Consider the following 14,012-nt stretch of genomic DNA (forward strand, 5'->3'; position numbering starts at 1 on the left):
ATCTCCTGTTTGCCTGGATCCCGAATTTCGCGCCGCGCGACAGGCGGCGCGTGACAAGAGTGCTGATTCAGTTACCCGGCTTGGTATAGATCGAATGCGGGGGGCGCGAGAAAATCTCGCGAACCATCGGCTCAAAAAACGACAGCGGCAACACGTCTGCATCCTTCACAAAAGCAGGGCCGTCGTATTTGGCACAGAATTCTTCGGTGCGATGGAAGAGTTCCGGTTGATCGCGATAGCGTTCGCGCATGTTGCGGTCGAGGCCCAGATACTGGAAATAGAAATAGCCCTGGAAGATACCGTGATGCTTGATCATCCAGTGATTTTCGTGCGACACGAACGGATGGAGGATGGCCGCCGCGATATCGGAATGGTTATAGCTTCCCAGCGTGTCGCCGATATCGTGCAACAGCGCGCACACGACATATTCGGTATCCCGCCCGTCGCGGTAAGCCAGCGTGGCGGACTGCAGACTGTGATTTAGACGGTCGACCGGAAATCCCCCGAATTCTCCGTCAAGAAGTTTCAGATGCTCAAGAACGCGCTCGCCAACAGCCGAATCGTAGGGGTGAGCTTCGCGGCTGATGATTTCCCAGTCTTCCTGGGTGCCTTGGGCAATGTCGGAGAACGATGCGCGTGCGCCGGTCGGTGCAATGATTTTCATGTTGGTGGGGTTCAAGTTCAGGTTGTGAAACTGCTGGAGTTGCCGTTGAGCGAAAGTCGGTCAGGATGTAACGAGCATCGCGTGATCGCCGTGGTAACCAAAGTAGGCGTTTTCGAGGGCAAGGCCGTCGCCGATTTCGTCCCGGCTTTGGTTCAAGACGATTTTTCCGTTGCGTAGAACGGCAATCCGATCTGCAAGGTCGAGCACGCGGGCGGTCGATTGCTCGACCACAAGCAAGGTGAGGCCGGTTTTCTTCAATTCGTACAGGGCTTCGTAGACCTGATCGACGACCAGAGGGGCGAGGCCGAGCGAAGGCTCGTCGATCATCATCAGCCTGGGTTTGAGCAGGATGGCTCGGGCGATCGCCAATTGCTGCTGCTCTCCGCCTGACAAATAGCCCGCCGCGCCCTTAAAGCGCTTGTGCAGTATCGGGAATAGCTGCGTGGCTTTTTCAATGTCTTCGCGAACCGATTCGCGATCCTTCCGATGCATGGCCGCGAGCAGAAGGTTCTCTTCGACGCTCAGCGTGCCGAATATGTGGCGGCCTTCGGGAACCAGCGCGAGGCCATTGCGGCACAACCGCTCGGGCTGGCTGCCGATGATGTTCTCGCCGGCAAACGTGATGCTGCCCGCGCGCGGTTTGAGCACGCCGGCGATGCACTTGAGCAGGGTGGATTTGCCCGCGCCGTTCGGTCCGACCACGAACACGAGCTCGCCGGAACCGACCGAAAGGGAGACGCCTTTGAGCGCCTGGAGCTTGCCGTAAGAGGCGGACAGGTCCGCGATTTCGATCATTTCACATACCTCCTTGGATAAGCGAAGCCTCATCCCGCTGCGTGACGAGGCGGATGACCAGGGTTGACCCGGGGGCGGGCATGAAACGCTTGACAGGAAATATTGTGCTCGGAAATATGTGAACTGTCCACAGTCTTCAAACCACAGTGGGCAAATACGAGGAGGCAGGTAGTCAAATGGAGACGAGCATGCGAAAGAGTTTCGTAAGAATCATGGGCGGCGCGCTGGCGCTCGCCACGTTGCTGCTGGGCCAGCCGGCCCGGGCGGCAGACACGTCGCCCATCACGATCGGGTTCGCGATTGCGCAGTCCGGCTGGCTGGCGAACTACGATTCGGCGCCGTTCAAGGCGGCGGTGCTGAAGATCGACGAGATCAACAAGGCGGGTGGTTTGCTCGGGCACCACGTCGACTACAAGGTGATCGACACGAAAACAGACCGCGAGCGTGCGGCGAGCGCGGGCGCCGAGTTGATCCGGTCGGGCGTGAAGCTGCTGGTCGTGTCGTGCGACTACGACTTCGGTGCGCCGGCTGCGCTGGCCGCGCAGAAGGCGAAGGTCGTGTCGATGAGCCTGTGCGCGGCCGATCCGAAGATGGGCGCGCAGGGTGTCGGCAACTACGCGTTTACCGCGAACAGCGCCGCGCAATCGGAGGGGATCGCGATTGCCGAGTACGCCCGCAGCAAGCTCGGCCTGAAGACCGCGTATGTGCTCGAAGACACATCGATCGAATACACGAAGTCGGCGTGCGCGGGCTTTCGCGCCGCATGGACGCGCGACGGCGGCAAGGACGCGTTGCTCGGCTCCGACGTGTTCAAGAACGACGATCCGTCGATCGCCGCGCAGATCACCCGCCTGAACAGCCTGCCGAAGAAGCCCGACGCGATCTTCCTTTGCAGCTACACGCCGGGCGGCGCGGCCGCAGTCCGGCAACTGCGCGCGGCGGGCATCAGTCAGCCGATCCTCGGCGATACCGCGATGATCGACAACTACTGGCTCAATGCCGTGCCGAACCTGAAGAACTTCTACGTGCCGGCGTTCATGTCGCTGTACGGCGACGATCCCCGCCCGCAGATGCAGACGTTCGTCAAGGACTTCACCGCGCGCTGGGGGCAAGCGCCCGTGTCGTCCTATTCGGTGCTCGGCTACAGCCTCGTCGAGCAATGGGCGTATGCGGTGACGAAGGCGAACACGACCGATTCGGCGAAGGTGCTCGACGTGATGAACAGCTATCAGAACCAGCCGTTCCTCGTCGGTCCGACTTCCTATACGAAGACGCTGCATATCCAGCTCAATCGTCCGTGGCTCGTGATGAAGGTCGAGAACGGTTCATTCCACGCGGTCGAGCTCTTTCGCAACGAGTTCGTTCCTGATAACCGCCTGCTGTTTCGTGTCGGCGGCTGAACGCTAACCGGCGCGTGCGGGCCGCGCGGTCCGCACACGCCATCGTGGAAGAGGTGCGCAATGAACGAGCGGGAGTTTGCGGCGATCAAGGTCGCGAACGTGTCAGTGGCGTTTGGCGGGATCGCCGCGCTGACGGACGTGAACATGGAGCTTCGGCAGCGCGAGGTGTTCGGGCTGATCGGTCCGAACGGCGCCGGCAAGACGACGATGGTCAACGTATTGAGCGGCTTTCAGCGGCCGACGCAGGGCAGCGTGACGCTCGACGGCGTCGAGGTCGGCGCGCGCGGGCCGCATTACGCGGCGCGGCTCGGCGTCGGCCGGACCTTCCAGGCCGGGCGGCTGTTTCGCGATCTGAGCGTTGGTGAAAATCTGACGATTGCCGCGATGGGCGCCGGGCTGGGAATGGGCCACGCGCGGCGGCGCGCCGGCGCTATTCTGGAATGGATGGGTTGCCACGAGATGGCCGGGCAGCGCTGTGACAGCCTGTCGTATGGCAACGAGCGCCGCATTGGCATCGGCCGCGCGCTGGCACTGGCGCCGAAGTTCGTACTGCTCGACGAGCCCGCGTCCGGCATGAACGACGCCGAAAGCGACGCGCTGATGCGCATGATCGCGTCGATTCCCGGCGAGTTCGGCTGCGGCGTATTGCTCATCGAGCACAACATGGAAGTGATCACGGGCGCGTGCGCGCGCATCCATGTGCTGGACGGCGGCAAGAGCATCGCCGAAGGCAGTCCTGCGGAAATCATGCATAACCCCGACGTGCGCCGCGCCTATCTGGGCGACAAGGGCAAGGCCGGGGCCACTCCAGTCAAGGCGGCTTAAATGTATTTCGTTCAGACGGTTCTCGATGCGATTGCACTCGGCAGTCTCTACGCGCTCTCGGCCCTTGCGATCGGTTTCGTGTTCGGCATCATGCGCCTCATTAACTTCGCGCAGGGCAACTACATCACGATCGGCGCGTACCTGCTGATCGTGCCGGGTGCGAGTGCAGCGCCGGCGCTGATGTTCGGTGCGCTGCCGGTGCCGCTGATGCTGGTCGCGACAATCGCGGCGGTCGCCGGCATCGCGCTGCTCACCGAGCGGGCCGCGTTTCGCCCGCTGCGGCAGACGAGCCCGGCGACGCTGCTGGTGTCGTCGTTCGCGGTCAGCTACTTCCTTCAGCATCTGGTGATGCTCGCGTACACGAGCCGGCCGAAATCGATCGATATCAGCCACGGGCTCAACGACGCGATCAACATCGGCGCGCTTCGCGTGCAGGGCACGCAGATGTTCAGCATCGGCGTGTGCGCTGCGCTGCTTGTCGCGCTGCTGATCTTTCTGCGCCGCACGCCGATGGGCATCCAGATGCGCGCGGCAGCGGAGAACTTCCAGATGGCCAGGCTCGTTGGCGTGCCGGCCAACCGCGTGATCGCGGTCGCATTCGCGATCAGCGGGATTCTTTCCGGCGCGGTGTCGCTGCTGTTCGTGATGCAGACCGGCACGCTCGATATCCGCATGGGCACGCTGCCCGTGATCTACGCCTTCTTCGCGACCGTGATCGGCGGAATGGGATCGCTCGCGGGGGCGGTGCTGGGCGGCTTCATCGTCGGCTGCTTCAGTGTCTTTCTGCAAGCCTGGCTGCCGGCGGACCTGCGGCCGTTTCGCGACGCCGGCGTGTTTGGTCTGGTGATTCTCATGCTGCTCGCGAAGCCGAACGGGCTGATCGCCAACAGCACCAATCGGGAGCGTGTGTAAATGTCTGCCTTTCAAGTCAACAGCCAGGATAACTGCCAGGAAAACAGTCAGCGCAGCGGCCTTTATGTCGAGGCGCGCGATTCGCGCTCCTTCGTGGCATCGATCCTCGCCGGGTGGTCGCCGGTGCTGCTGCTCGCGATCCCGCTGATCGTGCTCGCGGCGGTGGTCGAGTATGCGGGCAACGCCACGCTCCAAAGCATCGTGACGCTCGCGCTGATCCGCATCGTGACGGTGGTGGGGATCTACATCTTCGTCGGCAATTCGGGAATCGTGTCGTTCGGCCAGATCGCGTTCATGGCAATCGCCGCGTATGCGAGCGCCTGGCAGACCTGCTGCGAGGCGCTCAAGCCGATGACGATGCCAGGGCTCCCCGAGTTTCTGCTGGCGGGCAGCATGCCGCTGTGGGTCTCGGGCCTGACGTCGGTCGCGCTCGCTGCGTTGGCCGCGTTCGTCGTCGGGCTGATCCTGATGCGCCTGTCGGGCCTCGCCGCGTCGATCTCGACGCTGGCCGTGCTGTTCATCTTCAACACTGTCTATTCGAACTGGGACAGCGTGACGATGGGCTCGGCGTCGATCGTCGGCCTGCCCGAGTACGTGAGCGCGCCGGTCGCAGCGGCCGGCGTCGTGCTCGCACTCGTGATCGCCTTCGTGCACCAGCGTTCGCGCTGGGGATTGATGTTGCGCGCGAGCCGCGAGGACGAAGTCGCGGCGCGTGCGGCGGGCGTGTCGCTCTACGTGTCGCGGCTCGTCGCATTCACGGTGTCGGGCGCCGTGATGGGGATGGCCGGCGTGCTGCAAGCGCATTTTCTCGGCAGCATCTCGACCGATTCGTTCTTTCTCGATCTGACCTTCATCACGCTCGCGATGCTGATCGTGGGCGGCACGCGCAGCCTGGCCGGCGCCGTGGTCGGCACGGTCGTCGTGCAGGCGATTACCGAAGCGTTTCGCCAACTGGAAGCGGGCGTGAATATCGGGCACACGCAGATCGCGCTGCCCAGCGGCGTGCAGGAACTCGTGCTCGCCGCCGCGATGCTGCTGATTCTGATCTACCGCCGCAACGGTCTGGTCGGCGGGCGCGAATTCTCGCTGAGGCTGCGCGCGCGCTCGACGCGCGCGCCCCGGTCGTGACCACGCGCGCACTATCGGGCAACCCGAACACAAGGCGGGACAGCGCGGCTGGTTCGCCACGAAATCAAGCCGCAATGTGCGGCAAGTACCAGGAGGAGTGTCATGCAAGGCATTGATATTATCGGGATCGACATTGGCGGGACGTTTACCGACTTCGTCGCCTACGATTCCACGAGCGGGACCATCAAGAACTGGAAGAACCTGACCACGCCGAAGGACCCCATCCAGGGCGTGCTGCAAGGGCTCACCCAACATCCCGATCCCGCAGGCGTCGCCAAGATCCGTCTGGGCACGACCATCGCCACCAATGCGTTGCTCGAGCGCCGTGGCGCGAAGATCGCTTACGTGACGACGCAAGGCTTTCGCGACGTCCCGTTCATCCAGCGCGGCGACCGCCGCAGCCACTACGACATTTCGTGGATCAAGACCCGGCCGCTGGTGCGGCGTCGCGAGTGCTTCGAGATTCCCGAGCGGCTTTCGGCGAAGGGCGAGGTCGTGACCGAACTCGACGAGGCCGCCGTGCGCGAAGTCGCGCTCAAGATCAAGGCCGATCCGTCGATCGAGGCGGTCGCGATCTGCACGCTGTTCTCGTATGTCGATCCGACCCATGAGCGCCGGATTGCGCAGATCTTCGCGGAACTGCTGCCGGATCTGCCGGTGTCGATCTCGTATGACGTGTTGCCGAAGTGGAAGGAATACGAGCGCGCGTCGACCACGATCGCGGACGCGTATCTGAAGCCCATCGTCTCGCGCAGCTTCCACCGCATGCAGAAGTATCTGGACGAGCTTGGCGTGGGCGACAAAGTGGGCGTGATCAAGTCGAACGGCGGCGAGTCGACGCTGCGCCGCGCGGCCGAGGCGCCGGTCCAGATGTCGCTCTCGGGGCCGACCGGCGCGGCTGTCGCGACGCGCGTGATTGCGCAGCTCTGCCAGTTCGCGAACCTCGTGACGTTCGACATGGGCGGAACCTCGACCGACTGCACGACGGTCGTCGACGGCAAGGAGCACCTGACGACCGACTTCGAGATCGAATGGGGCCTGCCGATCCAGGTGCCGATGATCGACATCCACACGATCGGCGCGGGCGGCGGCTCGATCGCGTGGATCGACAAGGGCGGCATGCTGCGCATGGGGCCGCAGTCGGCAGGCGCGGATCCAGGGCCCGCCGCATACGGGCGCGGCGGCGAGCACGCGACGGTGACCGATGCGAACGTCGTGCTCGGCCGCATCAATCCCGATTATTTTCTCGGCGGCAAGATGAAGCTCGACGCGGCCGCTGCCCATCGCGCGGTCAAGTCGGTCGCCGACCGGCTCGGGATGGAAGTCGACGAAGCCGCCTACGCGATGATCCAGATCGCGAACAACAACATGCTCGGCGCGCTGCGCACGGTGCTGCTGCAGCGCGGCCTCGATCCGCGCGACTTCACGCTGGTCAGTTCCGGCGGCGCGGGCCCGGTTCACATCTGCGACCTGATGGAGATCAGCGGGATTCCGCGCGGCCTCGTGCCGAACTATCCGGGCCAGTTCTCCGCGTTCGGCTTCATCATGACCGACGCGCGCGTGGACCAGCACCGCACGGTGCAGCAGGTGTCGACGCGCTTCGAGGCGGAGCGCGTGGCGCGCGTCGCGCGGGAACTCGTCGAACGTGCTTACGGCGAACTGCACGAGCAAGGCTACCGCGACAACATCGAGGTCTACCGGTCGGTCGAGGCGCGCTACCTTGGCCAGAATCACGAACTCGAGATCGTGCTGAACAGCGACGACTTCGACGCAGCGTCGGTCGCCGATCTGTGGGCGCGTTTTCACGCGCAGCACGAGGCGCGCTTCGGCTTCGCGATTCCGGGCGAAACAATCGAACTGGTGAATCTCAAGGTGACGGCTGTGGCGCTCGGCGAAAAGCCGAAGCTGCGCGAACTGCCGGAAGGCAGCGGCACGCCGGTCTCGACCGGTAGCCGCCGCGTGCGTTTCGAATCGGGCTGGATCGACACGCCGACCTACGACCGCGAAACCTTCTTGCAGGGCCAGACGATCGACGGCCCGGCTGTGATTGAAGAAAGTGCCTCGGTGACGATTCTGCGTCCCGACCAGTCGATGCGGGTCGACCCGTTCGGCAACCTGATCATCTCGGTCTGAGGAGAGCCACGATGGATCTGATTACCATGAACATTCTCGAGTCGACGATGGTGTCGATCTGCCGGGAAATGGGCATCACGCTGATGAAAACGTCCTATTCGACGATCTTCAACGAGGCGCTCGACTTCACATGCGGGCTCGCGAACGCCGAAGGCGAAATGATCGCGGTCGCCGACTACTGCCCGTCGCAGATCGGCGGGATGCCGCTGCTCGTGCAGTCGTGCCTGAAGGAGATCGACATGGACGAGCTAGCGGAAGGCGACATTATTCTGCACAACGATCCTTATCGCGGCGGACTGCATACACCGGAACACACGTTCTTCAAGCCGATCTTCGTCGATGGCGTGCTGGCGGGCTGGGCGGTCGCGATCGGTCACATCGCCGAAGTCGGCGGGATGGCGCCGGGGGGCTTCTGCGGCGAGGCCACCGACATCTTCCAGGAAGGTATCCGCATTCCGCCCGTCAAGGTGAAGACGAAGGGCAAGGACAATCGCGACATCTGGAAGCTGCTGCTCGCGAACGTGCGCACGCCGCGCACCAACTATGGCGACCTGCGCGCGCTGATCGCCGCCGTCGATCTCGGCGAGCAGCAGATGAAGGGCGTGTTCGAGAAGTACGGCAAGGAGCGCGTGCGGCAGAACGTCAGCGATCTGCTGCTGTATTCGGAGCGCCGGATGCGCGCGGAACTCGAAGCGATTCCGGACGGCATCTACACGTTCGTCGATCACATCGAGAGTGACGGCATCGATGCCGATCGCACCTACGACGTACACGTCGCGGTCCACAAGATGGGGCAGGAGATCGTCGTCGACTACACGGGCTCCTCGCCGCAGGCGTCGGGGCCGATCAACGCGACGCTCGGCGTTTCGACCTCGGCCGCGTACAACGCCATCCTGCATATGACCGATCCCTCGATCCCGCGCAACAGCGGCTGCTTCCGGCCGATCCGGATCGTCGCGCCCGGCGGCACGATCGTCAACGTCGATTTCCCGGCGCCGGAAGTGGGCGGCAACACTGAAACCCACCCGCGCATCGTCGGCGCGATTCTCGGCGCGATGGCCGACGCGGTGCCGAACCGCGTGATGGCGGCGGAGGGGGCGACGCACTGCAACTTCGTGTTCGGCGGCGTGGACGCGGACAGCGGCGAATATTTCGCGTGCTACGACCTCGAGGCCGTGGGTTGGGGCGGCCGCGCGTTCGCGGACGGCAACGACGCGGTCGATTCGATCAACGGGAACTGCCGGATCACGCCGGTCGAAGTGTACGAAACGCGCTTTCCGTGGCGGATCGAGAAGCTCGCATTCAACCCGGACTCGGGTGGCGCGGGCGAATACCGGGGCGGCGTGGGCTATTCGAAGCAGATGCTCTGCCTGAACGAAACGATCACCGTGTCGCAGATGACGGACCGCCATCACTTCGCGCCATGGGGATTGAAGGGCGGCGGCGAGGGCGGCCTTGGCGCGACGCTCGTGCAAAAAGCGGGCACCTCGGGCTGGAAGACGATGTGCGATGCATACGGCAAGGCGTCGTCGAGCCGCTATTCGAACGTGCAGATCCGGCGCGGCGACCGCGTCACGCTGACGACACCCGGCGGCGGCGGTTATGGCGAACCCGCGAAACGCGCGCCGCAAGCGCTGCAAGACGATGTGCTGGACGGTTATGTATCCGCCCAGGCAGCCCGCGAGTTGTATGGCTACAAAGAGGAGGCTTGATCATGAAATTCTCGCAAAACGGGCTCTACATTGAGCGCTATATCAAGTGTGCAAACTGCGGCACGCTGATCTACGCAGACGACCAGCGCCAGCAGGCGGAAAGCGTCCAGCGGGACGGGCAGATTTTCTGTTCCCAATGGTGTGTCGACTGGCGTGAGGCGCGCGAGAAGCGCGAGGCAGCGGCAGCGGCAGCGGCGCGCTGAGGACGCACGAGGGCGCACGAGGGCGCACGAGGGCGCCGCGGGAACGCTTCGATGTTCCCGCGGCGTAGCTGCCTGGCGGCTCGCTGGTGCACGACGGGTCCTGTGGCTCGGTGCCGCTCCGGCGGGAAAGTGTCCACAGTCTATAATGTGCATACTTTAGTCGGTGTGCCGACTGCAACCTGGAGACGCGTCAGTGAACACGCGAGAGAACGCCGTGACGGCAGGCAAAGACGGGCACCGTCAGGACGAGGGCGAGCTGCTTTACACGGATAGCCTGGTGGATCAGGTGACGGATATGCTGCGCAGCCAGATCGTCGAGGGCGTCATCGCGCCCGGCGAAAAGATCGTCGAGGCGGCGCTCGCGGAGCGGCTGGGAATCAGCCGCAATCCGATCCGCGAGGCGGTGCGGCGCCTGGAGGGAAGCGGGCTGCTCGTCAACCATCCGCGACGCGGGCGTTTTGTCCGGCAGATCAGCCGCGACGAAGCAGAAGACATCATTTATTTCCGCACCTGCATCGAGCGCGCGGGCATCATGCGCGTGGCCGAGACGCGCATGGATGCCGACGTGCGCCGTCTGCGCGGCATTCTGGCCGAGATGCGCGAGGCGGCGGACAACGGCGACGTCGTGCGGACGCTCGAAATCGACGCGCAATTTCATCGCGCTATCTGCGAGATGACGGGCAGCAGCCGCGGCCTGAAGGCATTCGACGACATTCACACGGAACTGCGCATTCTGTTCCGGATGATCGGCAATACGTATGCGACGCTCGATGAAGCGGTTCGCGGTCACGAGCCCCTGATGGCGGCGATCGAGGCCGGCGATGCCGAGACGGCGGGGCGAGTGATGACCGAACATATCGCCGCGACGCGGATCGAAGTGGAGAAGTATTTTCAGTCCAAGGGGCAATAGCGCCGAGCTGCACTTTGGCTAAATGCACCGGCCGCCTCAGCCCCAGGGGAGTACTTTCCATTCCTTATCGATTGTCCGGTTGTTAGCGTTGGTGACGTCCCTGCGCGAATAAAAAATTAATAGCAGCAGACGCAATATGAAATCGCGATGAAGTCACCGACCTTTAAATATGCGAAGCGAATCGGAAATGGATTTCGCTAGTTCCCGATGCGCGCTATGCACTATCCTTGGCGTTGGTTCGATAACGCGCCAGGGGGAAAGCCATGGGTTGGATCAACCTCGTTCCGGACGGCTCCACGCAAGTCTTTCTCGACGACTTCATGGTCGGCGTACCGGCCGCACAGCGACAGCGCCCGACATGGGCCCGCTCCCGAATCAAGCTCGTACCCAACACGGGGCGCTTTCGCAGCGGGACAACACCGATCGCATTGCAAGGTAATGTGATCGGACAGGACGCGAGGCCATTCAATACCGAGTACGGCCATCTGGTCGGGCTCAGTATCGGCGGCCTCGATGTCCGCGAAAACCTGGTGCCGATGTATGGCAACATCAACCGCGGCAGCTATCGAGACATCGAGCGCGAACTCGAGCTGGCTGCAGCCGGGAACCCAAACGCGGTGATGCTCGTCGGCCTTCAGTATCCGGCGACGGGCACCGGCGTCGACGACGACGCGCGCGTGCCGGTCGGATTCAGCTTCTGGCTGTTTCCCAACTTTACCGGACCGCTTTCCGGCGCACTGCCGATGGGTCCGGCGTGGCGACAGATCGCGAACGTGCGGGCCGGCGGGGTCCGCTTTCCGATCGAGGGCGGCGACATCGAGCGCCGCCGTTTCCATCTCGAACTGCGCGCCAGAACGATCCGTGAGGGATGGGGCATCGAACAGCTCGGCGGCGACGCGGTTGCGTGGTCCCGTAAGGGCTGGTTGCCGCCGGTCGCGGCGCGACCCTACGGCTATCTCGACCGGATCGCTTACAGCCCGGAATTCGCCAGCTATGCGCAGTTGATGCTGCCGCGCTGGGATGCGTGCGACATTGCGCCGGGCAAGGAATTCGTCGAGGCGCAGCGCGTCAATATCGTTTATGCAAACTGCTATACGCAATCCGACGAAAGAAAGGGTGAATGCTGGAGCGACGATCCAAACGACCCGATCAAATCTGTTCTCACCCATCTAGGTTCGGACAACGGGTTTCAGATCGACCATATTCATCCTATGGCCAGCATGGGGCCGAATATCTATTCGAACGCACAGGTGCTGAGTTCGGCGCATAACCGGACGAAAGGGCGAAGTTGAACGGCGCAGAGCGCGCCGCGCGAACGCTTGTCGCAAGTTTGTCACGAACTGCGCCGCGCGTATTTAGCACGATGATTTTCTCGCCAGCAAGCAGCGCGTCAATTCAGGCGGATTTTTTTCGTCGCCAATAGCACCGCTTTATGTCGATCCGGGTATTCCCGGGGATTCCATTCGCACTGACGCAGTTGCGAGTCGCCAATGTCTAGACTATTATCCGCATCGCCTGTATCGGATTTTCAGTTCGATTCACGCGGCATATATTGACTGGCCGTGTTCTTGTGCGCAGGGAAATGAAAGCTTCGATGACCGCAAGCGCCGATTTCGTTTTCGACGCCGTGCAATGCAGCGTCGGCCATACCGGCGGAGATCTGCGCCTTCGACAAGCGCATCAGAACGATCGTGCTTTCCTGTACGCGGTTTTCGAAAGCACGCGCGCGTCCGAGTTCTCACAGGCAGGGTGGAGCGCCGAGCGCGTTGCCTCGTTGCTGGCAGAGCAATTCTCGATGCAGGACACATATTATCGCCGCGTGTATCCGCGTGGCCGCTTCGACGTGGTCATGCGCGGCGAAATGGCGATTGGCCGCCTTTATCACGATTGGCATGGCAGCGAGGCGTGTTTGATCGATATTGCGCTGTTGCCCGTTTATCGCCGTGCGGGTATCGGAACGCGAATCGTGCGGGCGTTCGTGGCGCAAGCTGCGCAGAGGTCGATGCCCGTGCAACTGTACGTCGAAGCGAACAACCCGGTGCAAGGGCTTTATCGCCGGCTTGGTTTCGAGGCGACTGGCGAGAACGGGGTGTATCTGCAAATGCGGCGGCCCGCCGTGCCGTTCGAGCAGGGGAGTGTGATGAATATCGAGGGGCTCGTGATTGAGCGCGCGATGTAACGCGGACCGCGGGCCCGGCAGGAATGATTGCGGCGTTGTGTTTTTACGGGCCGCCAGAATAATGCAGTAAAAGAATAGACCACGGTCGGCAATACCGACCGAACATAAACAGAACGACAGAATGACCCGGGGGCTTGCGTGTTGTCTATTCCTACCCATGCGGAATTGCTCGATGCAATCGGGCAACGCTTCACGTTCGGTACGGCCGACGGGCAAACCGTCGACGCAGTGCTTGCGCACGCACCGGCCGGCACTCCCATGAATGATCGTTTTGTTTGCTACTCGGCGACTTTCGAGTTGCCGGCGGGCGCTTATCTTCCGCAGGCCGTCTATCGCATCGGCTCGTCCGCGGGCCGAGCCTGGGATTTGCTCGCCACGCCCACCCGACCGACCGACGACGGACGCGCGACGCTCACGGTCGTCGTGCACAGCCATGCCGGCGAACTGGCGAACACCGCCGGCTCGCCGGACATCACGTAGCGCGTGCTTTTCGATTTTCCGACAGGAGGTGTTCGATGAGTGATCCGTTTCTTGGTGAGATCCGCATGGTGGGCTTCAATTACGCTCCCAACGGATGGGCGTTCTGCCAGGGGCAAGTGTTGCCGATTGCGCAGAATACGGCGTTGTTCGCGCTGCTTGGCACCACCTATGGCGGTAATGGCACGACGACGTTCCAGCTACCGGATTTGCGCGGCCGCATGCCGGTGGGCATGGGCCAGGGCCTGGGGCTTTCGAGCATCGCCCTCGGTGAGCAAGGCGGGACGGAGAACGCGACGCTGACCACGCAAAACATGCCCATGCATACGCACACCGCAACGGTGTCCGGCGGCGGTGCCGTCACGGGGCAAATTGCGGTTCCGGCAGCGACCTCCACGACGGGCGAAGGCGCGATGCCGGGGACGAGCACGGTGTTGGGGCCGATCAGTGCTGGCGGCCGTCCGGGCGCGTTGTACAGCACCGGCACCGCCGACACCACGCTCGCGCCTTTCAACGTCACGCTTCAGGGCGCTGCGCCGACGATTCAAAACAGCCTGGCGGGCGGCAGCCTGCCGTTCGCGCTGCGCAATCCGTATCTGGGCATCAACTTCGTCATTGCGCTGCAAGGAATCTTTCCCTCGCGCGGGTAACGAATGCGTGCCGCGCGAGCGGCA

At 63.1% G+C, this 14,012-nt stretch carries 14 protein-coding genes; 12 read left to right on the forward strand and 2 right to left on the reverse strand.

Annotated features, from left to right (window positions below):
* Positions 1–67: 67 nt before the first annotated feature.
* On the reverse strand, positions 68–664 hold the full coding sequence (locus tag L5014_RS07555; RefSeq protein ID WP_238462961.1) for an HD domain-containing protein: 597 nt from the start codon (positions 662–664) through the stop codon (positions 68–70).
* Positions 665–724: 60 nt separating this feature from the next.
* On the reverse strand, positions 725–1,459 hold the full coding sequence (locus L5014_RS07560; RefSeq protein WP_238462962.1) for an ABC transporter ATP-binding protein: 735 nt from the start codon (positions 1,457–1,459) through the stop codon (positions 725–727).
* 188 nt (positions 1,460–1,647) lie between these two features.
* Here L5014_RS07560 and L5014_RS07565 point away from each other — a divergent pair, with 188 nt between their 5' ends.
* From L5014_RS07565 to L5014_RS07620, 12 genes are all read left to right on the forward strand, one after another.
* Positions 1,648–2,859 carry an ABC transporter substrate-binding protein gene (locus L5014_RS07565; protein ID WP_238462963.1) on the forward strand — a complete coding sequence of 404 codons (1,212 nt, stop codon included), beginning with the start codon at positions 1,648–1,650 and terminating at the stop codon, positions 2,857–2,859.
* 60 nt (positions 2,860–2,919) lie between these two features.
* Positions 2,920–3,684 carry an ABC transporter ATP-binding protein gene (locus L5014_RS07570; protein WP_238462964.1) on the forward strand — a complete coding sequence of 255 codons (765 nt, stop codon included), beginning with the start codon at positions 2,920–2,922 and terminating at the stop codon, positions 3,682–3,684.
* Positions 3,685–4,596 carry a branched-chain amino acid ABC transporter permease gene (locus L5014_RS07575; RefSeq protein WP_238462965.1) on the forward strand — a complete coding sequence of 304 codons (912 nt, stop codon included), beginning with the start codon at positions 3,685–3,687 and terminating at the stop codon, positions 4,594–4,596.
* Complete coding sequence (locus tag L5014_RS07580; protein WP_238462966.1) at positions 4,597–5,724, forward strand: branched-chain amino acid ABC transporter permease; 1,128 nt, start codon at positions 4,597–4,599, stop codon at positions 5,722–5,724.
* Positions 5,725–5,826: 102 nt separating this feature from the next.
* Entirely contained in the window at positions 5,827–7,857 is a 2,031-nt protein-coding gene (locus L5014_RS07585; RefSeq protein ID WP_238462967.1) for a hydantoinase/oxoprolinase family protein, read from the forward strand.
* Between the two features lie 11 nt (positions 7,858–7,868).
* Positions 7,869–9,569 (forward strand): hydantoinase B/oxoprolinase family protein, encoded by a 1,701-nt coding sequence (locus L5014_RS07590; RefSeq protein WP_238462968.1) that lies wholly within the window; start codon positions 7,869–7,871, stop codon positions 9,567–9,569.
* 2 nt (positions 9,570–9,571) lie between these two features.
* Positions 9,572–9,772 carry a hypothetical protein gene (locus tag L5014_RS07595; protein WP_238462969.1) on the forward strand — a complete coding sequence of 67 codons (201 nt, stop codon included), beginning with the start codon at positions 9,572–9,574 and terminating at the stop codon, positions 9,770–9,772.
* A 193-nt stretch (positions 9,773–9,965) separates the two neighbouring features.
* A complete protein-coding gene (locus L5014_RS07600) occupies positions 9,966–10,682 on the forward strand; it encodes a GntR family transcriptional regulator (RefSeq protein WP_238462970.1) in 717 nt (238 codons plus the stop codon).
* Positions 10,683–10,945: 263 nt separating this feature from the next.
* Positions 10,946–11,974 carry a DNA/RNA non-specific endonuclease gene (locus L5014_RS07605; RefSeq protein WP_238462971.1) on the forward strand — a complete coding sequence of 343 codons (1,029 nt, stop codon included), beginning with the start codon at positions 10,946–10,948 and terminating at the stop codon, positions 11,972–11,974.
* A gap of 302 nt (positions 11,975–12,276) precedes the next feature.
* Complete coding sequence (locus tag L5014_RS07610; RefSeq protein WP_238462972.1) at positions 12,277–12,861, forward strand: GNAT family N-acetyltransferase; 585 nt, start codon at positions 12,277–12,279, stop codon at positions 12,859–12,861.
* Between the two features lie 141 nt (positions 12,862–13,002).
* Positions 13,003–13,341, forward strand: coding sequence for a DUF6916 family protein (locus tag L5014_RS07615; protein WP_238462973.1), 339 nt, complete (start codon positions 13,003–13,005; stop codon positions 13,339–13,341).
* A gap of 35 nt (positions 13,342–13,376) precedes the next feature.
* Positions 13,377–13,988, forward strand: a complete 612-nt coding sequence (locus L5014_RS07620) for a phage tail protein (protein WP_238462974.1) — start codon at positions 13,377–13,379, stop codon at positions 13,986–13,988.
* Positions 13,989–14,012 lie beyond the last annotated feature (24 nt).

The sequence above is a fragment of the Paraburkholderia tagetis genome (genome assembly GCF_022213065.1).
Taxonomy (GTDB): domain Bacteria; phylum Pseudomonadota; class Gammaproteobacteria; order Burkholderiales; family Burkholderiaceae; genus Paraburkholderia; species Paraburkholderia tagetis.

What these genes read in the sequence shown, in the direction of transcription:
- L5014_RS07555 (WP_238462961.1), bottom strand. Translation starts at nt 664, where the DNA reads ATGAAAATCATTGCACCGACCGGCGCACGCGCATCGTTCTCCGACATT.
- L5014_RS07560 (WP_238462962.1), bottom strand. Translation starts at nt 1,459, where the DNA reads ATGATCGAAATCGCGGACCTGTCCGCCTCTTACGGCAAGCTCCAGGCG.
- L5014_RS07565 (WP_238462963.1), top strand. Translation starts at nt 1,648, where the DNA reads ATGCGAAAGAGTTTCGTAAGAATCATGGGCGGCGCGCTGGCGCTCGCC.
- L5014_RS07570 (WP_238462964.1), top strand. Translation starts at nt 2,920, where the DNA reads ATGAACGAGCGGGAGTTTGCGGCGATCAAGGTCGCGAACGTGTCAGTG.
- L5014_RS07575 (WP_238462965.1), top strand. Translation starts at nt 3,685, where the DNA reads ATGTATTTCGTTCAGACGGTTCTCGATGCGATTGCACTCGGCAGTCTC.
- L5014_RS07580 (WP_238462966.1), top strand. Translation starts at nt 4,597, where the DNA reads ATGTCTGCCTTTCAAGTCAACAGCCAGGATAACTGCCAGGAAAACAGT.
- L5014_RS07585 (WP_238462967.1), top strand. Translation starts at nt 5,827, where the DNA reads ATGCAAGGCATTGATATTATCGGGATCGACATTGGCGGGACGTTTACC.
- L5014_RS07590 (WP_238462968.1), top strand. Translation starts at nt 7,869, where the DNA reads ATGGATCTGATTACCATGAACATTCTCGAGTCGACGATGGTGTCGATC.
- L5014_RS07595 (WP_238462969.1), top strand. Translation starts at nt 9,572, where the DNA reads ATGAAATTCTCGCAAAACGGGCTCTACATTGAGCGCTATATCAAGTGT.
- L5014_RS07605 (WP_238462971.1), top strand. Translation starts at nt 10,946, where the DNA reads ATGGGTTGGATCAACCTCGTTCCGGACGGCTCCACGCAAGTCTTTCTC.
- L5014_RS07610 (WP_238462972.1), top strand. Translation starts at nt 12,277, where the DNA reads ATGACCGCAAGCGCCGATTTCGTTTTCGACGCCGTGCAATGCAGCGTC.
- L5014_RS07620 (WP_238462974.1), top strand. Translation starts at nt 13,377, where the DNA reads ATGAGTGATCCGTTTCTTGGTGAGATCCGCATGGTGGGCTTCAATTAC.